23 protein-coding genes, 1 rRNA gene and 2 riboswitches are annotated in these 22,880 nt (G+C 46.3%); of the genes, 21 read left to right on the top strand and 3 right to left on the bottom strand.

Annotation, left to right across the window (positions count from 1 at the left end):
- The 11 genes from rrf to QP775_RS21320 form a co-directional block, all read left to right on the top strand.
- Positions 1 to 74: ribosomal RNA gene (rrf, locus tag QP775_RS25905) — 5S ribosomal RNA — on the top strand; the annotation flags it as partial.
- Positions 75 to 339: 265 nt separating this feature from the next.
- Positions 340 to 1,212 carry a transglycosylase domain-containing protein gene (locus tag QP775_RS21365; protein ID WP_285108878.1) on the top strand — a complete coding sequence of 291 codons (873 nt, stop codon included), beginning with the start codon at positions 340 to 342 and terminating at the stop codon, positions 1,210 to 1,212.
- A 277-nt stretch (positions 1,213 to 1,489) separates the two neighbouring features.
- Positions 1,490 to 2,119, top strand: a complete 630-nt coding sequence (locus QP775_RS21360; protein WP_285108892.1) for a hypothetical protein — start codon at positions 1,490 to 1,492, stop codon at positions 2,117 to 2,119.
- 439 nt (positions 2,120 to 2,558) lie between these two features.
- Positions 2,559 to 3,695, top strand: a complete 1,137-nt coding sequence (locus tag QP775_RS21355; protein WP_285108877.1) for an amidase domain-containing protein — start codon at positions 2,559 to 2,561, stop codon at positions 3,693 to 3,695.
- A gap of 119 nt (positions 3,696 to 3,814) precedes the next feature.
- Positions 3,815 to 4,165 carry a hypothetical protein gene (locus QP775_RS21350; protein ID WP_285108876.1) on the top strand — a complete coding sequence of 117 codons (351 nt, stop codon included), beginning with the start codon at positions 3,815 to 3,817 and terminating at the stop codon, positions 4,163 to 4,165.
- Between the two features lie 497 nt (positions 4,166 to 4,662).
- The gene (locus QP775_RS21345; RefSeq protein WP_275444747.1) at positions 4,663 to 4,935 is read left to right on the top strand and encodes a DUF1294 domain-containing protein; all 273 of its coding nucleotides are present in this window, start codon (positions 4,663 to 4,665) and stop codon (positions 4,933 to 4,935) included.
- 72 nt (positions 4,936 to 5,007) lie between these two features.
- The gene (locus QP775_RS21340; protein WP_239331386.1) at positions 5,008 to 5,445 is read left to right on the top strand and encodes a universal stress protein; all 438 of its coding nucleotides are present in this window, start codon (positions 5,008 to 5,010) and stop codon (positions 5,443 to 5,445) included.
- A gap of 235 nt (positions 5,446 to 5,680) precedes the next feature.
- Positions 5,681 to 5,781, top strand: a riboswitch (purine riboswitch).
- Positions 5,782 to 6,072: 291 nt separating this feature from the next.
- On the top strand, positions 6,073 to 6,591 hold the full coding sequence (purE, locus tag QP775_RS21335; protein WP_285108875.1) for a 5-(carboxyamino)imidazole ribonucleotide mutase: 519 nt from the start codon (positions 6,073 to 6,075) through the stop codon (positions 6,589 to 6,591).
- Entirely contained in the window at positions 6,591 to 7,814 is a 1,224-nt protein-coding gene (purK, locus tag QP775_RS21330) for a 5-(carboxyamino)imidazole ribonucleotide synthase (protein WP_239331392.1), read from the top strand. Before purE ends, purK begins: the two co-directional genes overlap by 1 nt.
- Positions 7,815 to 7,816: 2 nt before the next feature.
- Positions 7,817 to 9,112 carry an adenylosuccinate lyase gene (purB, locus tag QP775_RS21325; RefSeq protein WP_239331394.1) on the top strand — a complete coding sequence of 432 codons (1,296 nt, stop codon included), beginning with the start codon at positions 7,817 to 7,819 and terminating at the stop codon, positions 9,110 to 9,112.
- A 204-nt stretch (positions 9,113 to 9,316) separates the two neighbouring features.
- Complete coding sequence (locus tag QP775_RS21320) at positions 9,317 to 10,198, top strand: phosphoribosylaminoimidazolesuccinocarboxamide synthase (RefSeq protein ID WP_285108873.1); 882 nt, start codon at positions 9,317 to 9,319, stop codon at positions 10,196 to 10,198.
- A gap of 100 nt (positions 10,199 to 10,298) precedes the next feature.
- Here the strand turns inward: QP775_RS21320 and QP775_RS21315 are convergent, their stop codons facing one another.
- The 3 genes from QP775_RS21315 to QP775_RS21305 all read right to left on the bottom strand — a co-directional run bounded on the left by QP775_RS21315 (position 10,299) and on the right by QP775_RS21305 (position 11,771).
- Complete coding sequence (locus tag QP775_RS21315; RefSeq protein ID WP_285108872.1) at positions 10,299 to 10,493, bottom strand: hypothetical protein; 195 nt, start codon at positions 10,491 to 10,493, stop codon at positions 10,299 to 10,301.
- Between the two features lie 97 nt (positions 10,494 to 10,590).
- Positions 10,591 to 10,761 (bottom strand): hypothetical protein, encoded by a 171-nt coding sequence (locus QP775_RS21310; protein ID WP_285108871.1) that lies wholly within the window; start codon positions 10,759 to 10,761, stop codon positions 10,591 to 10,593.
- Between the two features lie 26 nt (positions 10,762 to 10,787).
- Positions 10,788 to 11,771 carry a hypothetical protein gene (locus QP775_RS21305; protein ID WP_285108870.1) on the bottom strand — a complete coding sequence of 328 codons (984 nt, stop codon included), beginning with the start codon at positions 11,769 to 11,771 and terminating at the stop codon, positions 10,788 to 10,790.
- A 313-nt stretch (positions 11,772 to 12,084) separates the two neighbouring features.
- Here QP775_RS21305 and QP775_RS21300 point away from each other — a divergent pair, with 313 nt between their 5' ends.
- From QP775_RS21300 to purH, 10 genes are all read left to right on the top strand, one after another.
- Positions 12,085 to 12,459 carry a GntR family transcriptional regulator gene (locus tag QP775_RS21300; protein WP_239331402.1) on the top strand — a complete coding sequence of 125 codons (375 nt, stop codon included), beginning with the start codon at positions 12,085 to 12,087 and terminating at the stop codon, positions 12,457 to 12,459.
- Positions 12,452 to 13,345, top strand: a complete 894-nt coding sequence (locus QP775_RS21295) for an ABC transporter ATP-binding protein (RefSeq protein WP_285108869.1) — start codon at positions 12,452 to 12,454, stop codon at positions 13,343 to 13,345. Before QP775_RS21300 ends, QP775_RS21295 begins: the two co-directional genes overlap by 8 nt.
- Positions 13,345 to 14,031, top strand: a complete 687-nt coding sequence (locus QP775_RS21290) for a hypothetical protein (RefSeq protein ID WP_285108868.1) — start codon at positions 13,345 to 13,347, stop codon at positions 14,029 to 14,031. The genes QP775_RS21295 and QP775_RS21290 overlap by 1 nt, the downstream gene beginning before the upstream one ends.
- A 259-nt stretch (positions 14,032 to 14,290) precedes the next feature.
- Positions 14,291 to 14,391: riboswitch (purine riboswitch) on the top strand.
- Between the two features lie 241 nt (positions 14,392 to 14,632).
- On the top strand, positions 14,633 to 14,878 hold the full coding sequence (purS, locus tag QP775_RS21285; RefSeq protein WP_028544362.1) for a phosphoribosylformylglycinamidine synthase subunit PurS: 246 nt from the start codon (positions 14,633 to 14,635) through the stop codon (positions 14,876 to 14,878).
- Positions 14,879 to 14,882: 4 nt separating this feature from the next.
- Complete coding sequence (gene purQ / locus QP775_RS21280; RefSeq protein ID WP_239331406.1) at positions 14,883 to 15,572, top strand: phosphoribosylformylglycinamidine synthase subunit PurQ; 690 nt, start codon at positions 14,883 to 14,885, stop codon at positions 15,570 to 15,572.
- Positions 15,573 to 15,612: 40 nt separating this feature from the next.
- Positions 15,613 to 17,844: a phosphoribosylformylglycinamidine synthase subunit PurL gene (gene purL, locus QP775_RS21275; RefSeq protein ID WP_285108891.1), complete on the top strand. Its 2,232-nt coding sequence runs from the start codon at positions 15,613 to 15,615 to the stop codon at positions 17,842 to 17,844.
- Between the two features lie 14 nt (positions 17,845 to 17,858).
- Positions 17,859 to 19,355 carry an amidophosphoribosyltransferase gene (purF, locus tag QP775_RS21270; protein ID WP_483312040.1) on the top strand — a complete coding sequence of 499 codons (1,497 nt, stop codon included), beginning with the start codon at positions 17,859 to 17,861 and terminating at the stop codon, positions 19,353 to 19,355.
- 91 nt (positions 19,356 to 19,446) lie between these two features.
- Positions 19,447 to 20,493: a phosphoribosylformylglycinamidine cyclo-ligase gene (gene purM / locus QP775_RS21265; protein ID WP_285108867.1), complete on the top strand. Its 1,047-nt coding sequence runs from the start codon at positions 19,447 to 19,449 to the stop codon at positions 20,491 to 20,493.
- The gene (gene purN, locus QP775_RS21260; RefSeq protein ID WP_285108866.1) at positions 20,490 to 21,167 is read left to right on the top strand and encodes a phosphoribosylglycinamide formyltransferase; all 678 of its coding nucleotides are present in this window, start codon (positions 20,490 to 20,492) and stop codon (positions 21,165 to 21,167) included. Before purM ends, purN begins: the two co-directional genes overlap by 4 nt.
- Positions 21,168 to 21,293: 126 nt before the next feature.
- Positions 21,294 to 22,841, top strand: a complete 1,548-nt coding sequence (gene purH / locus QP775_RS21255; RefSeq protein ID WP_285108865.1) for a bifunctional phosphoribosylaminoimidazolecarboxamide formyltransferase/IMP cyclohydrolase — start codon at positions 21,294 to 21,296, stop codon at positions 22,839 to 22,841.
- Positions 22,842 to 22,880: the final 39 nt, after the last annotated feature.

The raw sequence follows: 22,880 nt of genomic DNA, 5'->3' as shown, positions 1-22,880 counted from the left end.
ACACGACCGTTAAGCCCTCCAGCGCCGATGGTACTTGGACCGCAGGGTCCTGGGAGAGTAGGACGTTGCCAAGCAGATAAGTAACTTAGAACTGTTTCACGGTATATTACCGGGGAACAGTTCTTTATTATATTCTCAATTTATGACCTGCAATAGAATAAGATTAGAGCACGTGTTGACATGTCTTGCAGGAATGTAAGCTGTCCGACATCTAATTCGATAGTAAACTCAATCTCTTTTCGTTAAAGTGATAAGATGGAGGGGAGGTCGAGTATTATTAATACCATAAATAATTTACCTTGTCGCAAGCTGAAGATAAACAATCAAGCCCAGACTGCGGTGAAGGTAATATCACATAACAAGTCATTACGTGCCGTTCTTCAAACTCAACAGAAAGCTTGCATACAGCATGTTCGGGCACACCCTGCATCGTCTGATGTACAGGCGTCTCCTACGCACAATCGATCACAGTGGAAACTTTGGACGATCGTTACCGTGTGTGTGGCACTCCTTTTACCTATTCTGACTTGGACGGGACTAATAGTAGCAGGCAGCCAATGGATAGATAAAGCAAAGCTGGATATGTTTTATAATCAAGTGCAGCGACATGCAACTTTGCCTAATGGACAGCCGCTTGTCCGGCCAGACGAGATGCCATCTTATATCGGAGATACGCTGCTTGCTATTGAGGACCATCGATTTTATTTACACCCAGGTATTGACCCTGTAGGGATGGTTCGTTCGATATGGGTGGATGTGATCAAGCAAAGTAAAGTACAAGGTGGCAGCACCATAACGATGCAGTTGTCACGAAACTTATTTTTATCTCATGAGAAGAAATTTGTACGCAAATTCAAAGAAATTGCGATCGCCTTAAATTTGGACTGGAATTACAGTAAACAAGACCTGCTTGGTATGTATTTAAATAAAGTGTATTTTGGACACGGCAATTATGGAATTGAGGCAGCAGCCAATTATTACTTTGGTAAAACCACTCGTATCCATGGCAATGCACCGACGATAGATCTTGCCGAGTCAGCAATGCTGATCGGATTGCTCAAAGCGCCAGAGCACTATTCACCGTTTAAAGATTTGCAGCGTGCACAGCAGCGCCAACAGGTTGTTTTACATCGGATGTACAATTTGGGGTGGATAACCCAATACGAACTTCAGACAGCTCTTCATAAGCCATTAACACTAGCCCAGCGGTAAAAAGGTTAACGATAACGAATTTAAAGACCAAGCCATATAAAGTCTTTAAGTTCTGTCTGTAGATGCCCCTGCTTACATTGGACATCGGTTAACCATTTACTACTTCAATGAATAGGATACGAGCAGAAGAAGTACCAACGTCAGTTTACTGCATACTGGCATCGTCTACACAGATTCTTTATGTCAAATTGAATTTTTGCTTATCTTTTCGCATAGGGAAGCGTGGGACTAGACGCTCGATCTTGCCGAATGATATGATGGGTAATGGGTGAATAAGATGACAAATGAAACCATAAACCAAGAACCGACGAACAATAGCAATGAAGATACTGCTTCAGCAGAAAAATTTACTGAGCTGGTGAATGCTGTGCATCATAACGCGCTTGTTGCGCTGCGCACATATTACAGCGATGTACAAGGACAGGTATTGAACCACGAAGTTTACGGCCCAATTTTTATTTATCAAGTGAAGGATACAGCTGATGACGGTTATGTATGTGGATTTTTCCTGCGTGAATTAATCGAAGTGTTCCAATCAAACGATAAGCCGGAGCAATGGATGGCGTCCTTCTTTGTAGATCTGATGAAGACGAAGGGCGGTAAATTATTGCCAAAATCGCCTGAGTCTGAAGACGAAGCGAAAGCGTTGATTGATCAAGTGCTGATCCCGCAATGTCTCGCAGCTGTTACAGAGGAGTTCCCTGATACTGTACATGCTGGACTGGGATGGAATGAAGAGCACGGTCCCGTGTTCGAAGCAGGTTTTCCAGCGATTGTCGAAGGAAACAACACCTGTGCATTTCCGATCCATATTTTAATGATGCAGCTGCTGCTTAATCGTGATCCTGCAGATTTGATTCTACAAGGGTTATACCAAATCCAAGAAGACCACGGATTGGAAGGTTAATCCGACCGGAAAAACGGCAGCAATGCCGTTTTTTTATGTGGTTGAACGCACCAAACCGCTTTGTTAAACAAGTTGGTTACTACGGTACGATTCGATTGCGGATTAAATAGACAACGGCTTGCGAACGATCTTGCACACCGAACTTCTGTAAGATGCGATGTACAAGCATATTCACGATACTCTTTTCTGGGAAATCCACATGACAATTGTCGAATTACTTCTAGCTCGCGTTCGATAAAAGCGATAATGTGGGGAAGATCTGTGGGTATTTAAATATGGTGAAACAAATAGGAACAAAAATCTTGTTTAGTTTATAATTTCACAGATTCAAGAGGAAATATAAAAACTATTGATAATAAAGTTTAATAGTGATACTATGTACCTTAATATGGTAATTAAATATTTTTTTCTATACTATTACAATAAAGGAGTGAAAGTATTGAAGAAAAGATTAACTTTATTAGCAGCAGTAGTGGTATCATCCCTTATTGTTCCAACGTCAGGAGCAACATCAGCAGCAGAAAGCGCTATTGATATGCCCCTACTACAACCAATAGTGTTTGAAACAAAAGGTTATCTAAATTACTATTCTCCAATGATGATTAATGGTAAAAAAATTAATCTGTATCCTGAAACCACCACATCAAAGGAAGAAGCGATTAGAAAATATAACAATGGTTATCAATTCATTGTAGATGATCTAACTAATCGTGGGGTTATCGTGGATTTAGATAACGAGCAAGTACAAGATTTAATGAAAACTTATTTCCTAATCGAACTTGAGGATAAACAACTTCAACAAGAAATACGAGATTTTGCTATATACATGGATTTTTATGAAAATAAAGTAGCGAATGATAAAATAATTCAAGCTTTTTCTAAAAAAAGTTTATCCTCGGATGATGTAAATGTACTACTTCCTTCAAACTTCCCATCTACTGCCCAGACTATTAATACTAACCCTTCAGGAGACGAAAACCCTGATATCACACCATTCTTTTATGAATCATCATATGCTGCTACATATGCGACAAATTGGTGGAATAAAACTAACAACACTTCTTATCCATACTACGCAAATTATTATAATCAAACAACCGCTACTGATAACATAAATGATCTTCCCGCAGGAGCTAGTGGACAATCAAATCCTAGGAGGGCGTGGAATGATTGTACAAACTTCGTCTCGCAAGCTCTTCAACAAGGGGGACTTTCTTCTATAAAAAATGGTATTCTCAATCCGCATAGTAATTCAGACAATTGGTATTATAGTGATTCCAAACCCTCATTTACATGGGGTGGAGCACATAATTTCTACCAACATTTTAGTAAGAGAGCAGGAGTAGCATCTTCTAGTAGTGTATTATCTATTGGCGATGCAGTGTCAATTGACTTTACAGGTGATGGTAGCATCGATCATACTATTATCATTACAAAAACTACTGGAACAAACTCTAATCAACAGTATGTAACCTATCACACAACTGATACTAATCAAACTAAAACATTAGACTATTTCTATAACAACTACTCTAACTCTAAGGTTTATGGATACGAAATTGATAAAATCCAGTAAAAATTAATGAGTTTTGAAGTATTTGTTTGAATAACTTGCGTACACATTATACAGAACAATGACCACCCTTGTATAAATATGGGGGTGGTCATTATATATTCGAATCGAGGTGTGCGAGTATGAAAAAGGTAAAATTAATTGTTTTAATTATTCCGACATTAATAATAATATCAATAATTTTATTAATGATATTAAATAAAGATGACTTCAATTCGATAAGGGGAATTATCAATTTGCACTTTTCAAAGGATAATATTGTGGAATTTACAGGTCCCCCAAACTCAATTTATTATATCAGCAGATCCAAAGAAAACGATGAACCTATTATTCAATTAATGAAGCAAAAGGGATTTTTACAAACGGATCATCAAGGAGCATCATATTTTTTTGAGGATGGAAAAGTTAAAAAAATTATTACAAAAAAAATCTATGCAAAGAATTATTTAATTTGGAAAATAGATTCCAATTAGCTAAAATTGATCTGTGACCTGCAAGAGGGCACTTTTTTCGGGGTGTCCATCTTACGGGTCACAGTTCAACTCCTTATCTCACCAATTATTCACACAATCAAGAAGTGCATTTAATGATAAAATAAAATCACATATTTTCACCGTCTTGGACTTTGTTGGTACACGAATTCTTCCTGAAGAGATTACTCTAATTGTTGTACTCCAAACAAGAAGTTCATCTTCTTAGATGGAACGAGTTTTTGTCGAAGAACGATTCAGTTTCCAGGCACTGCTTGATAAAGTGATCCAAGCAAGACATGCTTAGTTCTAAACAAGATCTACAATCGTAGATCTTGTTTTCTTTTGAACTTAGTTGTAAAAGAACCTCTTTGTCTTGGTAGTAGAGCCACTCTTTATCCTTGTCACTTGATCTTTCAACCAACCCTTATTTTTCTGTCGAATTAAGTGTAAGTAATCCAGTATAATAGAAGTAGGTCAGGAGAGGGGGAGGAAGGTTGTTGATCCTTATCATATTCGTATATGCGTTTGTGTTAAATGTTATTGGCTATCAATTGATGGTCATAGACAAGCAAAAGGCGGTCAAGCATCGTAGACGCATCCCCGAGCGTAAGCTATTCCTGACAGGGTGGCTAGGTGGAGCGCTCGGTATTTTGTTGGCAATGTATAAGAAGCGTCATAAGACGCAGCATGTGTCGTTTACGGCGGGAGTACCGTTTATCCTTTTCGTTAACGTGATCGTGTACAGTTTCATCATTATCAAATTCGGGTAAGTACAAGTAAATCGCATGTACAATATTTATTCAGTTAAGATGTAATTATAGACGGAGAAGCGAGGGATTATTATGGCATTTACTAATGTATTGGTAGCTTATGATGGATCGGAACCTTCCCGCAGTGCACTAAAGCATGCACTTAGCATGGCAGAGGCTAGTGGAGAGGTACGTGTGCATGTTGTTCACATTTTCCAGTTGCCGCAATATTTCCTTGGAGATGCATTCTCAACAGCTTCCCCCCAAGTGAATCAAGAAGTATATGAGTATGCGCAGCAGATTGAACAGCATGCAAGAGAGCAGGTTAGCTTCTTAGGTGACCGCGCTGCGGTGGAACTGCTGCAAGGCCCTCCTGGTCAGGCCGTGATTAAGTATGCGGAACAACACAAATGCGACTTGATTATTTTAGGCAGCAGGGGCTTGAGTGGTTTACGCGAGTTTGTGCTCGGCAGTGTCAGCCATTATGTCGTCCAGACTGCTAAGATACCTGTATTGGTGATGAAGTCGTAGCGTGTACGTGCAGGAAGTGATTTCTACACTATAACTGATTGGCGTATTACGTAATTTAAAAGATGAACCAGTTCGTTGATCTGCCCATTAGGCAATGCGAACTGGTTTTTTTGTGGGAATAGACACGAATGCTGAGTCTAATATACGAACAATATTTTATATTATATATTTATCGTTCGCCTATTGGGTTGACACTCCATATATGACCTTGTTAAACTGAATGTATATAAGACGATAATCGAATGATATATCATTTCGTATATTTCCGTGAATATGGGCGGAAGTCTCTACCCGAGGACCGTAAATCTTTGGACTACGCAAATGACGATACTCCCTGCTTCCATTCCTATAGGATGGCTGTCTTGAAGTCGAGCATATGTGCTGCTGTTGCGGCGTATCGACTGGATGAATGGCCGAGCCATGGCAGGCAGTCGTATTGTGCTGTTCAATTGTCCCGGAAGGCCGAGTAGAGATGAGCTCATTTCACTCAGCTTTTTTTATTTGTCCATACTATGTAGTAGAGCTTGGTCAGCGTTTGTATTTGAAACGGTTAAAGTCGTTAATTAATTTTGAAAATAAAGATGTGTACTATAACATGGATCATGTCGAAAGTGGGTTGAGGACGAAATGGGAAGCATGGAGAATAGCGGCACTGAACAGGTTGTACTAAAAGTTGGCGTCATCATGGGCAGCACATCGGATTGGGATACGATGAAGCGTGCGTGTGATATTCTGGATGAATTGGGCATCCATTATGAAGCGCGTGTTGTATCTGCGCATCGAACACCAGATGAGATGTTCCGTTATGCGGAGACAGCAGAGGCTCGAGGCATTCGAGTTATTATTGCTGGCGCAGGCGGTGCTGCACACTTGCCCGGGATGGTGGCTGCGAAGACCATACTGCCAGTTATCGGTGTCCCTGTGAAGTCTTCAAACTTGAACGGCATGGATTCCTTATTATCTATCGTACAGATGCCTGCAGGAGTTCCGGTAGCTACTGTTGCCATTGGCCATGCTGGAGCGACGAATGCTGGACTCTTAGCAGCACAGATGCTGGGCATGCATGATGAGGCCTTACGGACCCGCTTGGCAGCTCGTCGGGAGCAGATTCGCGAACAGGTCGCAGAGACGGGGGCGCTACAATGATGGCCCCGCCGAGAATTACAGAAAGTTCAAATGCAAAGGAAGCTCTAGCTGTAAATCAAGGTGGAGGAACATCAGCACGCATACTGCCAGGCGCAACAATAGGGGTACTGGGTGGAGGTCAGCTAGGCCGAATGTTGGCGCTGGACGGTCTGCGTATGGGGTATCGTTTTGTTACTTTAGACCCGTCGCCAGATGCGCCTTGCGCTGAAGCAGCACGTCACATTCAAGCAGACTACGGGGATATAGAGGCAGCTGGACGTTTGGCATCCATGTCGGATGTGATCACCTATGAATTTGAGAATGTCTCGCTTGAAGTCGTGGAGAAGCTTGAACAAGGAGCTTACCTGCCACAGGGCGGGCATCTATTGCATATGACGCAGCATCGCTTGCGTGAGAAAGATGCGTTGTCTAAGGCTGGAATTCCGGTAGCGCCCTATGCAAAGATTGAATCACTCGCAGAACTGGAGCAGCAAGTAGCGGCTTTTGGCGGTCAAGGCGTACTCAAGACGGCAACTGGAGGTTATGATGGCAAAGGCCAGCGTATGATTCGGCGGCAAGGGGATGCGGCACAAGCATTTAAGGAGCTTTCCATCCTCGGTGCTGAATTGGTGCTTGAGGCGTTTATTCCGTTTAAGCTGGAGTTGTCTGTAATTGCAGCCCGTAATCCGGATGGAGACATTGCTACATTCCCAGTAGCGGAAAATAGACATGCAGATCATATTCTGCATCTGTCCATCGTACCGGCTCGTGTACCTGAAGCTGTACAGCAGGAAGCAGAACGTCTAGCGCGTCAGATCGCACAAGCGCTTGATGTGGTGGGATTGATCGCAGTCGAGATGTTTATGACGGCTGATCATCAGCTGATCGTCAATGAACTTGCACCTCGTCCACATAATTCGGGGCATTATACGATGGATGCCTGTATGACTTCACAATTTGAGCAGCACCTCCGGGCGATATGCAATTTACCGCTTGGGGATACAACACTTCGTACGCCCGTTGTTATGGCAAATCTGCTCGGTGAACATCGTAAAGACATGTTACAATGGCTAGTGGAGGATGATGCAGTGTCAGAGAAGCTTCAAGTAACACCGAAGCTGCACTGGTACGGCAAGTCCGAGGCTTTGCCCAAGCGTAAGATGGGGCATATCAACCTGTTGGCGTCTGATGTGGAATCTGCGCTGCAATGGGTAAAGCAGACGAATATTTGGAGGAATCAATAACGATGATTGAACGTTACTCACGCCCGGAAATGCGGGCCATATGGACGGAAGAGAACAAATTCAAAGCTTGGCTTGAAGTAGAACTGTGTGCTTGTGAAGCATGGGTAGAACTGGGCGTTATTCCGAAGGAAGACGTGCAGCAGCTCCGCGCAAATGCGACATTTGACATGGATCGTATCTATGAGATAGAGGCGGAAACTCGTCATGACGTTATCGCTTTTACACGTGCAGTATCTGAATCTGTGGGACCTGAACGCAAATGGGTGCACTATGGCCTCACGTCTACTGATGTCGTAGATACGGCGCTTGGTTATCAGCTGAAGCAGGCGAATGAAATTCTAGAAAGCGACATCTTGAACTTTATCGAAATCTTGAAGAACAAGGCGCTTGAATATAAAGATACGCCGATGATGGGACGGACACATGGTGTGCATGCAGAACCTACTACATTCGGTCTCAAAATGGCACTCTGGTACGCCGAAATGCAGCGTAACCTGGAACGCTTCCGCCATGCGGCGGATGGTGTGCAGTACGGCAAAATATCTGGGGCGGTTGGTACGTATGCCAACATTGATCCGTTTGTGGAGAAGTTTGTGTGCGAAAAGCTTGGCACTAAAGCTGCTCCTATTTCGACGCAGACTTTGCAGCGTGACCGCCATGCCGAATATATGGCGACGCTCGGCTTGATCGCGACTTCGCTCGACAAGTTCGCCACGGAGATCCGTGGCCTGCAGAAGAGCGAATTCCGCGAGGTAGAGGAGGCCTTTGCGAAAGGCCAAAAGGGTTCTTCCGCAATGCCTCACAAGCGTAATCCAATCGGCTGTGAGAATATCTCTGGTCTTGCTCGTGTCATTCGTGGACATGTCATTTCGGCCTACGAGAACGTAACGCTTTGGCATGAGCGCGACATCTCGCACAGTTCTGTGGAGCGTGTTATTTTGCCGGATGCAACGATGCTCTTGAACTACATGCTGAACCGTTTCATGAACATTGTGAAGAATTTGACGGTGTTCCCTGAGAACATGAAACGCAACATGCAGCGTACCTATGGCGTGCCGTTCTCCGGTCGTGTGATGACCAAACTGATCGACAAGGGCTGGGCTCGTGAGCAAGCATACGACACAGTGCAGCCTCGTGCGATGCAAGCATGGGAAGAGCAGCGCAGCTTCCGCAGCATCATTGAGGAGACACCTGAGATTACAGCGGTACTGACAGCCGAGGAGATTGAAGATGCCTTTAATCCGCAATGGCATTTAAAACATGTGGACACGATCTTTGCACAGGTAGGTTTGCTGTAATAGTACAACGCAGTGAACTAACATAGCTAAATTTGATGTAACTCAACTATATAGATGAACAGCAATTCGCTTAGTCGTGCTTAACGACGTAGATAGCTCAACTTAGTGAGATTAGTACAGCTAACTATAATGTGCTGGGACTTGATTCGAACGTATGCAAGAATAAGGATGCAGGCTAACATCATGCTTGGGGAGGCAGTTATCGTGACAACCGCAGCTATACCGACCGCAGTGAATCTAGTGAACGCTCCGCTGGTGTACAAGGGCAAAGTACGCGAGCTTTATGACTTGGGGCAGCATTTTCTAATCGTGGTTACGGACCGAATTTCGGCATTTGACTATGTGCTGGACCCGGCTGTTCCGGAGAAAGGAAATGTGTTAAACCAATTAAGTGCGTATTGGTTTGATCAGACCAAGGAACTGATTGGCAGCCATGTTGTGCATACAGATGTGGACAAGCTGGGCGATGTTATTATAGACAAAGAGGCACTCCGTAATCGGATAATGGTCACTAAGAAAGCGGAACGCATCGATATTGAATGTGTGGTGCGGGGTTATATTACAGGCGGTGGCTGGCGTCAATATACGAAGACTCAAGCTGTTAATGGCATTGAGCTGCCTGCTGGGCTGCGCAAGAATCAACGCTTTCCAGAGCCTTTGTTTACACCTGCAGCCAAAAATGATGTGGGACACGACGAGGATATTCCATTTGATCGTATGCAAGAGATCGTGGGAGCAGAGCTCGCGGCGACGCTGCGCGATAAAAGTCTGATGCTGTACGAGTACGCCAGAGCATATTGTGAGCAGCGCGGCATTATTCTTGCGGATTGCAAATTCGAGTTCGGCATTGTTGATGGTGAGGTTATCCTGATCGATGAGATTTTTACGCCAGACTGCTCTCGGTTCTGGGCCAAGGAAAATTATGTGCTCGACACAGAGATCGACAGCATGGACAAGGAACCTGTGCGGACGTATCTGGCTCATTCGGACTGGGACCAGAACAGCATGCCTGCTCCATTGCCTCAAGAGGTAGTCGAGGAGACGACACGACGCTACGTCGATATTTGGACGAGACTAACCCAATAAATTCAAAGAACTCCCGGACCGCTAGTTGGCCGGGAGTTCTGCTATGAGGCGGGGAATTGGCCTGCCACTGAACGATTTTGGTGTGGCAGGAGGGGCTCCGCTATGACGAATCGCTGCTGGCATCTGTATTGACAGTGCAGGGGCAGTTATCCTTCTCAATCGGATAGAACTGCAGGGGTGCCTGTCTTCGCCCTACGATGCCAGAATAAGCGCGTGGGTGCTCTTGCTTGCGGGGGAATCCAGCTGCCATCAGCAGCCTTTCTAACTCGGGTCGCTTATCAGCATTATTGTCCATAATAATCACCTGTTACTCTTTATTAAACAAAGTATTCAAGTCTAAACCTGGATGGAACTAAAAAAGGAGCGGCCTTCTAACAGGCTGCTCCTTCTGCTTAATATCGTATCACAAAGGGCTTTCTACGAGTTCCCACTATTGACGAATACATGCCGTACGCGGGTTTCTTGCTGCCTTTCTGCACATGAATGCCTGCTTGCTCCAGTCTGGCGATCGCATCTTTCTTCGCTTGCTCGAAGTCAGAATCGTTGGTGTCACCTATCTTCATGCACATTCCCTCGCTTTGCATTGATCTCAATTCCCATTATATACAGAGTCCAGACACTTTTGAAGTTTATTTTCAAAATCTTCCGTGATTTGATCCAGCAAACGGTTGCGGTTAGCGTCATGGAGAATCTCCGCATCGAGCGCAATGACATAAAGATAAGGCTTGTCTTGTATACGTAGTCTGGCAGCTATATATTGGCGGTTGGATTTCTCATTTCTACCGGTATGGGTGAAGGAATAAGAGTAGTTCTCCAGCAGAATGGCACGGAGCAGACCAGTCCTCTTCATGGACTCCAGCTTTTTGACTTTGTCTGGATCAAGAAATAAGGTGAAGCTGGCTTCAAACAACTTCTCAAGCAGGTCAAAACTGATTAACAAAAATGCATAAATAATAGCGTCTTTCTCATTCAGGTCCTGTTCCCGCTTTAAAGATAAGCTCCGGTTATGGGTGGTAACAAAGTCGACGAACGGCATAAAATCTCCGCGTTCAGCTGCACTCCGTGCGGTAACGAAGTCACGATAGAGCTGAATACTGAACCGATAATAAGATTGATGAACCGCATTAAGGTCCACATTTTCCATAATAGCTCCATCCATCAGATTCAGCTTGATCACACTATCGCCTTTCTGATGCTGCAGCGTAAATTCATAAAGTTGAACGGCAAGGACATAGGGGTTATTTTGCACGAAACTGCGGAACAGAAGGAGCAGGATATCTCGCATCCGGTATGCGCCTAGCTGTTGGTTCGCCATCACGAGCATCTGCATTTCGCTGTGCAGTGTCGCTTCCAGTTCCTTCTTTTCTTCATTCTTCCTGGCTAATATGTCGAGGACATACGAGGCTACACCAGCGAGGATCAATATCGTCCAAATAATCGGAAATTCTGCTTTATCGGTGTAGGGTTCAATATAAGTATGAAAGAAAGAGGAGGCGAGGTCCGAATTCTCAACCCATAAATCGAACATAAAAACAAATGCCATGACGACCAAAAACCAATAAAACTTTTTCAAGGGCAAACACCTCATATTCGGGCAGCGTATGTAAGGCTGGATTGGGCAAACAAAGGGTATGCACGAGGTTATAAAGAGCATATGCAAGAGTTGTCTAATACAACGAGTCATTTAGGAATGCATATAGTTCCATCATACTCCATGTGAAAAAGTTTAGGAACATGTAATTATGAAACGGAAGCAATGATGTTGTTTCGTTAGCACTGCTGAACGGATGTTGGCACGCAGAAAAGGGCGCAATAAGTGTTGACAATAAATTGAAACACAAGTATAGTTAGTTACACGAGTAATTAACTAGTTTGGTGGTGGTGAAATGGGATATCTGATCGATGACAGTCGCCCGATTTTTATGCAGATTGCAGAACGGATTGAGGATGACGTCATTGAAGGAAGATTGCCCGAAGAAAGTCAAGTGCCTTCAAAGATTCAGATTGCTGCTTTTTATCAAATTAATCCGGCGACAGCCGCGAAAGGGGTATCCCTGTTGGTGGATGAAGGGATTTTGTACAAAAAGCGCGGAATTGGCATATTTGTAGTCACAGGAGCTCAGGCTCTATTGATGGAGAAGCGAAGAGAACAATTTTTTGAGCAATATGTGGTTGCGATGATTCAGGAGGCAGAAAAGCTTGGTATTACAGCGGAACATTTGACGGAAATGATCAAGAGGGGGGCGAAGCGTGTTGAGTAAAACAATCGAAGTGAATGGATTAACAAAGACCTACGGCAGCGTGAACGCCGTAGATCATGTCAGCTTTACGATTGAGGAGGATAAGATTTATGGCCTTCTTGGGAGGAATGGCGCAGGTAAGACCACGATTATGCATATGATCACAGCGCAGCTTTTTCCGACCAGCGGCGAGTTAAAAGTGTTCGGTGGAAATCCTTATGAGAATGAGTCTATTCTCCGGCAGATCTGCTTTATTAAAGAGAGCCAGAGATACCCTGATATTTTCCGCGTTGAAGATGTGCTTGAGATAGCGGCTTCCATCTTTCCGAATTGGGACCGTGAATATGCACATGCATTGATTGCTGATTTTAAATTGCCTTTGAAGCGTATGGTCAAGAAGTTGTCCAGAGGGATGACATCAGCTGTAGGAATCGTAGTAGGTCTGGCAAGCCGAGCGCCCCTTACGATATTTGATGAGCCTTATTTGGGACTAGATGCAGTATCACGCAGTTTGTTCTATGACAGACTGATTGAGGATTACAGTGAACACCCGCGGACAATCATCCTTTCTACTCATTTAATAGATGAAGTAAGTCAATTGTTAGAGCATGTGCTGGTTATCGATGAAGGACGCCTGATCATGGACGAAGATGCTGATGATTTGAGAGGAAGGGCATTTACGGCAATGGGAACAACGGCTAAGGTTGAGGCTTTTGTAGCAGGTAAGGAAGTGATTAGCCGGACTCCTTTTGGTGGCATGACTTCAGCTACTGTAATTGGAAGTTTATCTACTGGCGATAGAAAGCAAGCAGAAGCACAGGGGCTAGAGTTAACCGCAGTATCTCTGCAGCAATTAATCGTTCACCTGACGAAGAGCGGTTCAGACCGCAAGGGGGTAGAGGCATAATGAATCGTATTGCAGCTGTAGTGAAGATGCACAGCAGGGATAAGTGGTCTTGGTTCGTGCTCCCTTGGCTTATTCTGTTTTTAAGCTTTTTCGTTAATTTTATTATCGCTTTTTCCATCAATAATGATGAGGGCTTCACGAGTGGCGGTTTGGCTTCGATCTTTATTTATTTGTTTGTAATAGGAGTTGTAACTATAGCACAGACGTTTGTGTTTGCAGTCAGTTTAAGTATCAGGCGCAAGGATTATTTTCTAGGGACGGCCATATCGATAGCTATTGTAAGCGCCGTCTCTACTGTCATTCTGCTTCTGCTTGGTGCGTTGGAACATGGAACAGCAGGCTGGGGATTCAACCTTCACTTTTTTCATTTAGCCTATCTAAACGATGGTACATTCATGCAGCAATTATGGATCTATTTTAGTTTCTTCCTGCATTTGTTTTATTGCGGTTTTGTCATTTCAAGTCTGCATCGACGTTACGGTCGTAATGGGTTGTATGTATTTTTTATAGCTTCATTTCTTGTTGGAGCTGCGGGATCCTATCTCTTGACCTACTATAGACTTTGGTTAGACATATTCAGCTGGATTGGACAGTATACCGTCTTCCAGCATTCCTTGTGGATATTTGTCTTGACTGTTTTGTATGCGGGAATATCGTATTTGCTGCTGCGTAGAGCAACTGTATAAATAGTGTTATCACATACCGTCCGATGACTTCGGGCGGTATTTATGTATTCAGAATGGTTTGCGGCTTATGTGGTTGGTTGACGAGAGACGATGAATTGCGGGCACAGTAAAGGAAATAGCGAAGCTGCTTCGTTTTTGAATGTTAATAATGAGTTTCTATAAATAAAAACGAACTATAATATTTAATTAACAATTAATGTTCGTGTTTTACGGTTGACATGGGCGTTTGAACACTGATACACTATACTCAAATCTAAATATAACGTATGATGATAACTCTCGTATAATTCCGGGGATATGGCCCGAAGTTTCTACCCAAAGACCTTAAATTTTTGGACTACGAGAGAAAGCGTCCAGCAAACGTATGTATATCAGACCAGTCGCTTATGTGCGATCAGGTGCAGTTTTTCTGCGTTGCTCGCGTTTTCTTTCCGGTCTAGACGGTCCTAGGGCAGTGCTCCAAGCGCTTTCTCTCGGACCGTTTCTATGTCTCTAGGTTTTGTTTTAAGAAATGCCTCATAACACAATGTCAGCAAGCACGCCCTGCGAATAGATCGCAAGGCACCTACCTTATCACTCATTCTTGGGAGGAAACGATTCCATGTTCAAAGCAAAAGTTTATGTCACGACGAAGGCAAATGTACTCGATCCGCAAGGAGCTGCTGTTCAACAGGCACTGCACACGATGGGATACGGAGCAGTGGAAGAAGTGCGTATCGGTAAATATATGGAACTGACGCTGAACACGAATGATCGCGCGGAAGCAGAGGCGGAGCTCGAGAAGATGTGCAAACAGCTGCTCGCCAACACGGTCGTTGAAGACTATCGTTATGAGTTGGAGGACTAAGCCCATGAAGGTAGCGGTACTCGTATTTCCGGGTTCCAATTGTGATTGGGACTGTGTACATGCGGCAGAAGAGACATTAGAAGGTGCAACCGTAGAGCGTGTCTGGCATACGACAGAAGACTTGACGGGGTATGATTTGATCATGGTTCCAGGCGGTTTCTCTTATGGGGATTATTTGAGAAGCGGGGCGATTGCTCGCTTCGCGCCTGTTATGAGCGCGGTCGCTAAGGCGGCGGAAGATGGCGTGTTCGTACTGGGTATATGCAATGGCTTCCAGATTCTTACCGAGGCGGGCTTGCTGCCAGGGGCGCTGCGCCGCAATACGGGCTTAAAGTTCAGATGCCACTATTCGAACTTGCATGTGACGAACAACAGCACAGCATTTACGAGCAACTATGAAGCGAATGAAGTGATCCATATTCCAATCGCGCATGGTGAAGGCAATTATTACTGTGACGACGAGACGCTGGCGCAATTGAAACGCAATAATCAGATCGTGTTTACGTATGAAACGAACCCTAACGGTTCGATTGAAGATATAGCAGGTATTGTGAATACACGCGGCAACGTGCTTGGCATGATGCCGCATCCAGAGCGTGCGGTTAGCGATCTGCTCGGCTCGAAAGACGGCGTGCGTATGTTTGCATCAATTATGAAAGCCTGGAGGGAACGTCATGCAACCAACGTTAACTAAGAGCGAGACGACATCATCACTGGAGCAAGGTAAAGCCAACATGCTGAAGGAACCAACACCGCAGCAAATAGCTGATGGTCGTATCTATGCAACCATGGGCGTGACTGATGCAGAGTATGCGCATATTTGTGAATTGTTGGGCCGCAAGCCGAATTATACAGAAATCGGTGTGTTCAGTGTCATGTGGTCTGAGCACTGTGCCTATAAGAATTCCAAGCCTCTTTTAAAACGTTTTCCGGTAACAGGTGATCGTGTATTGGTTGGACCAGGCGAAGGCGCGGGTATTGTGGACATCGGTGATGGTCAAGCGGTCTGCTTTAAGATCGAGAGCCATAACCATCCATCCGCAATTGAGCCCTTTCAGGGTGCAGCAACGGGCGTAGGCGGCATTATTCGCGATATTTTCTCCATGGGCGCACGTCCGGTAGCACTATTAAACTCACTTCGCTTTGGTCAATTGACTGATGAGCGCGTGCGATATTTGTTCGAGCATGTTGTATCAGGGATTGCTGGTTATGGCAACTGCATCGGGATCCCGACGGTTGGCGGCGAAGTCATGTTTGATTCAAGCTATGAGGGAAATCCACTAGTTAACGCCATGTGCGTTGGACTGATTGACCATAAAGATATTCAGCGCGGGGTAGCAAGCGGTATTGGCAATCCTGTCTATTATGTAGGGCCGCCAACTGGACGCGACGGCATTCATGGAGCGACGTTTGCCTCCGAGGAACTTACGGAAGAGTCGGAAGCCAAGCGTCCAGCGGTTCAAGTCGGTGATCCGTTTATGGAGAAGTTGGTCATGGAGTCTTGCCTGGAGCTTATCCAGTCCGGAATTGTGATTGGTATTCAGGATATGGGAGCGGCAGGTTTAACCTGCTCCAGTGCGGAGATGGCAAGCAAGGCCGGCAACGGACTTGAACTGCATCTGGATGAAGTGCCGCAGCGCGAGCGCGGCATGACACCGTACGAGATGATGCTGTCTGAATCACAGGAGCGGATGCTGTTCGTCATTGAAGAGCATAATGAAGCGATTGCAATGGAGATCTTTGATCGGTGGGGCGTCATTTGCCGCAAGGTAGGGCGTGTGACAGATGACGGAAGGCTCCGCCTGACGTATGGTGGTGAAGAAGTAGCTGACATGCCAGTACGTGGTCTGGTCGATGAATGTCCGGTGTATGAGAAGCCGTCCCAAGTACCTGCGTATTATACCGCTAACGAGGGGATAGATACGAGTTCTTATCCGGAAGTTGCCGATGTAAACGAAGCATTGCTGAAGGTGCTCGGCTCACCAACGGTTGCGAGCAAAGAATGGGTATACCGTCAGTATGACAGCATGGTACGTGCAAGTACGGCAGTAGCACCAGGCTCTGACGCTGCAGTCGTGATGGTACGTGGCACACGCAAAGCACTTGCTATGACGACGGATTGCAACGGGCGTTATGCTTATCTGGATCCGTTCATGGGCGGTCGTATTGCCGTTGCGGAGGCAGCACGCAATATTGTGTGTTCAGGTGCTGAACCACTTGCGATTACAGACAACTTGAACTTCGGCAATCCGGAAAAGCCGGAGAACTTCTGGCAGATGGAGCAGGCCGTAGATGGTATGGCAGAAGCGTGCCGTCATTTATCAACTCCGGTTATCGGAGGCAACGTCAGTTTATATAATGAAAATGCAAAGGGAGCTATCTACCCGACGCCTGTTGTCGGCATGGTTGGTCTCGTTCACGATGTGGACCATATTACGCAGCAAGGCTTCAAGCAGGAAGGCGACATCGTCTTGCTGCTGGGTACGACCCAAGCAGAGCTTGGTGGCAGCGAGTTCCAAACGGTTATTCATGGGGTGACGGAGGGCCGTCCTCCAGTCGTGAATTTAGATACAGAATTAAAGCTGCAGCACGCAGTGCTTCGTGTCATACAAGCGGGTCAAGTACAATCGGCTCATGACCTTGCAGAAGGCGGCATAGCTGTAGCATTGACGGAGTCTGCTATTAGCGGCAGCATTGGTGTAACGGCGGATTGGCAGATCGAAGGATTGCGTAAAGATGTGGCCTTGTTTAGTGAATCTCAATCCCGCATACTGCTGTCAGTACGTCCACAGCATGTGGAGGCGGTTCTTGAGAGTTGTGCCCAATATGATGTGCCTGTTCAGCGCTTAGGCGTCGTTGGCGGAGACCGAATTCAACTGCGGGTGAACGGTGAGGCTGCCATCGATGTGGCACGGATCGAAGCGGAACGGGTGTGGAAGGATGCGATTCCATGTCTGATGCAATAAAGCAGCATAAGCATATGAAGGAACGTGAAGAGGCGGCTCTAGTATACGACTTTACGCGTATGGACGAGAATGGAACCTACTTTAACGAGGGTATTGGCAAGGATGGTCCTTTTGATCGTCTGCGCGAGGAGTGTGGGGTATTCGGCGTATTTGGTTACGCCGATGCCGCTTCTCTTACTTATTATGGCCTCCATACGTTACAGCACCGTGGCGAGGAGAGTGCAGGAATCTGTACCTCAGACGCCAGTGAGTTCAGCTATCACCGCGGCATGGGACTGGTAAAGGAAGTATTCGACAAAGACCGTCTCGCGAGCCTGAAGGGTGATCGTGCTATCGGTCATGTACGATATTCCACATCCGGTGACAGTCGCTTGACGAATGCGCAGCCGCTCGTCTTTAAGACGCGTGATGGTGATTTGTCCGTCGCTACGAACGGAAACATCGTAAATGCACCTGTCATTCGCCGCGAACTGGAGAAAAAGGGCTCGATCTTCCAGACGACGAGTGATACGGAAGTCATCGCGCATCTAATTGCTCGTTCTGAGGCTGACCTGGTTACCGCTGCTAAAGATGCGCTGCGTCAACTCGAAGGTGGCTTCGCGTTCCTAATTATGACGAATGATCGGCTGCTAGTTGCATCAGATCCACATGGCTTGCGTCCGCTTGCAATGGGCCGAATCGGAGATGCATATGTCTTCTCATCTGAATCGTGCGCACTTGATGCGGTTGGTGCGGAATTTATTCGTGCAGTCGAGCCGGGAGAATTGCTCGTATTCGACGCGATGGGCTACCGTTCAGAGCGCTTCGCTCCTGTGGAGCGTCGTGCCCTTTGCGCGATGGAGTTCATTTACTTTGCACGTCCCGACAGCCAAATGCATGACGTGAATCTTCATACTGCACGCAAGCGTATGGGGATGGAGCTTTCCAAAGAAACATTCGTAGAAGCGGACATTGTATCCGGCGTGCCTGATTCCAGCATTTCCGCAGCGATCGGCTATGCGGAGCAGTCCGGCATCCCTTATGAGATGGGGATGATTAAGAGCAAATACTCGGGTCGGACCTTTATTCAGCCGAGCCAGGAGCTGCGTGAGCAAGGTGTTAAGATGAAGCTCAGCGCAGTTCGCAGCGTAGTGGAAGGAAAGCGAGTCGTTCTGATTGACGACTCAATCGTACGCGGCACGACGTCACGCCGCATCGTAAAGATGCTGCGTGATGCTGGGGCACTGGAGGTTCATCTTCGTATTGCGTCGCCGCCATTCAAGCATCCTTGCTTCTATGGAATTGATACGCCAGACAGCAGCGATCTGATCGCTTCGAACCATTCAGTAGAAGAGATATGCAGCATCATAGGCGCTGATTCACTTGCATTTTTGTCGCACGAGGGCACGGTGAACGCTATAGGCGGCGCATTTGCTAAAGAGAAGAACGGCGGGCTGTGCATGGCTTGCTTTGACCATGATTATCCGACGGAGCTAGCCACTACAGCAAAAGCTTCGAGCTGCAGCTGCTAGGAATAGGAAGCTAGGATTTGGAATACAGAGTTCTACTATAGGAAGTACACAATGGATATTACTATTATTTATGCACAAGGGAGAGGAACCCATGTCTGAAGCTTACAAACAAGCGGGTGTCGATATCGCTGCTGGCAATGAAGCTGTTGAACGTATGAAAAAGCACGTACGACGCACTTTTCGTCCTGAGGTTATGACCGATCTGGGAGGATTCGGTGCCCTGTTCCAAATGAATCACAAGAAATACGAGGAGCCTGTACTCGTATCGGGAACAGATGGTGTCGGCACGAAGCTGATGCTTGCCTTTGCGATGGATAAGCACGATACAATTGGTATTGATGCGGTGGCGATGTGCGTAAATGATATCGTTGTCCAAGGGGCTGAGCCCTTGTTCTTCCTCGATTACCTGGCATGTGGAAAAGTAAATCCAGAGCGTATTGAGCACATTGTCAGCGGCATCGCAGAAGGCTGTACACAAGCAGGATGTTCGCTTATTGGCGGCGAGACAGCAGAGATGCCGGGCATGTATCAAACGGAGGAGTACGATATTGCGGGCTTCAGCGTTGGGGTAGTTGATAAGAGTAAGCTCATTAGCGGGGCGGATATTCAAGCGGGTGATGTAGTGCTCGGCTTGCCGTCAAGCGGTGTGCACAGCAATGGCTTCTCGCTTGTACGCAAGCTGCTGTTGGATAAAGCAGGCTACAGCCTGCAGACATCAGTACCGGAGTTGGGGACGGACCTGACGCTTGGTGAAGTTTTATTGACGCCTACCCGCATTTATGTCAAGCCGATGCTCAGCTTGATGGAGCAAGTACGAGTAAAGGGTGCTGCACATATTACGGGCGGTGGCTTCCTGGAGAATATTCCTCGTGTTCTGCCGGAAGGTACAGCGGTTCAAATTGATTACGGCTCCTGGCCGATACTGCCTATTTTTAGTCACATGGAGCAAATTGGCGGATTAACAGCGGAAGAGCTGTTTACAACATTTAATATGGGAATCGGCATGGTCATTGTTGTTGCTGAAGCAGATGCAGAGGCCGCAATAGCTTCCCTAAACGCAAGTGGCGAGACGGTATATCGGATTGGCACCGTACAGGAAGGCGAGCGGCGCGTGCTTATTCCGGGAGCGGGGCTATGATGCAGCGCTCCTTAAGCGCCTCGACGAGCGCTGAACAGGAAGCTCCTTCAATTGAAGGAGCTTCAACTTCGGATAAGCGGCTTCCCCGGATTGCGATCTTTGCCTCAGGTTCCGGTTCGAACTTTCAAGCGATTGTGGATGCGGCTCAAACCGATCCGGAACACTTCGGAGCGGTAGTTGCTTTACTTGTCTGTGATAAGCCGGGAGCTTATGTCTTGGAACGGGCTAAGGCGGCAGGAATTCAGTCAGCTGTCTATACGCCAAAGCAATATGAAAATCGAGAATTATACGAACAGGACTTACTTCAGCGGCTTCAAGCGGAAGGGATCGAATGGATCGTGCTGGCAGGTTATATGCGAATCATTACGCATGTACTGCTGGAAGCCTATCCGGGAAAAATGATGAACATCCATCCGTCGCTGCTGCCTTCGTTCCCGGGACTTCATGCTGTTAAGCAAGCACTTGACTATGGGGTGCGTGTAACAGGGGTTACGGTACATTTGGTAGACGCAGGAATGGATACAGGGCCAATTTTAGCGCAGCATGTTGTACAGGTAGAAGCAGGCGACACGGAAGAATCATTGTCTGATCGTATCCATGCGATTGAGCATGGGCTGTATCCGGCGGTTATCTGCGATGTGCTGGCAGGAAGATTAGCGCCAATTCGAGTCTAGTAGCAGAAAGAGCAGTATAAGCAGCATGACAAATAAATGATAAAACCTATAGATCTTGAATAATAGAGTACAGAACAACGATGTGCAGCATAGCTGATCCTAATTACACTCAAGGGAGAGAACATGATGTCGATGAAGAGAGCATTAATCAGCGTATCGGACAAGACTGGAATTGTAGAGTTAGCAGAGGCATTGGCAAAAGCAGGCGTTGAACTGATTTCAACAGGGGGAACAAAGACGCTGCTGGAGCAAGCCGGCGTGCCTGTAATCGGGATTTCAGACGTGACTGGCTTCCCCGAAATTATGGACGGCCGTGTCAAGACGCTGCACCCTGCGGTTCATAGCGGATTGCTGGCGGTACGTGACAATGCGGAACATCAAGCGCAAATGCAAGAACTGGGCTTGTCTTACATTGACCTCGTCGTTGTTAATTTGTATCCGTTTAAGCAAACGATTATTAAACCAGACGTTACGTATGAGGATGCGATTGAAAATATCGATATCGGCGGGCCTACGATGCTGCGTTCGGCTGCGAAGAATCATGCTTTTGTGACAGTAGTAGTTGATGCTGCTGACTATGGTCGTATCATTGAGGAAGTACAGGCAACAGGAGATACAACACTGGAGACACGCAGACAGCTGGCTGCAAAGGTATTCCGTCATACAGCAGCTTATGATGCAGTCATTGCTGGTTATCTCAATGAACAGGTAGGCGAGACATTCCCTGAACAATTAACGGTCACTTATGAAAAGGTTCAATCGCTGCGCTATGGTGAGAATCCGCACCAGCAGGCAGCATTCTACCGTGCACCGCTTGCTTCTCAAGGCAGCTTGCCAACGGCTGAACAACTCCACGGCAAAGAGTTATCCTATAATAATATTAACGATGCTAATGCGGCGCTGGCGATTGTGAGCGAGTTTGAAGGACCGGCGGTTGCGGCGGTAAAGCATATGAATCCATGCGGTGTTGGGATCGGGGAAAGCATATATGAAGCCTACCGCAAAGCGTATGCGTCTGATCCGACGTCGATCTTCGGCGGCATCGTAGCTGCAAATCGACCTATTGATGCGGACACGGCACGGTTATTAAGCGAGATTTTCCTGGAGATCGTGATAGCTCCTGAATTTACGACAGAGGCACTTGAGATTCTGTCACAAAAGAAAAACATTCGTTTACTGCGTACAGGTATCGAACCTTCTTCTTCGAAAAAGAATGCCGCTTGGCAGCTAACTTCAATTGATGGCGGATTGCTTATTCAGGAGACGGATTTGCATCGTCTAGAGGCTGATCAACTGCAAACGGTGACAAAGCGTGAGCCTTCGGCAGAAGAGTTGGAGCAGCTGCGTCTGGGTTGGAACGTTGTGAAACATGTGAAATCCAACGCGATTGTACTCGTTAAGGACGGCATGACGGTAGGTGTTGGGGCAGGCCAAATGAATCGTGTTGGAGCTGCACGGATCGCGATTGAACAAGCAGGTGAGCATGCACATGGAGCCGTGCTGGCGTCGGATGCTTTCTTCCCGATGGGAGATACGTTGAAGATTGCGGCAGAAGCGGGGATCGTTGCAGTTATTCAGCCTGGCGGTTCCATCCGAGACGAAGAGTCCGTGCAAGTGGCAAACGAACACGATATGGCGATGGTGCTCACAGGCATTCGTCATTTTAAACATTAATATACGTTAGTTACGCTCGCTGCTCGATTACAATGGCAA

The organism is Paenibacillus sp. UMB4589-SE434, from assembly GCF_030226685.1.
Classification (GTDB): domain Bacteria; phylum Bacillota; class Bacilli; order Paenibacillales; family Paenibacillaceae; genus Paenibacillus_B.
The sequence above is the reverse complement of the archived record's forward strand: the minus strand, read 5'-3'. Positions and strand labels throughout refer to the sequence as shown.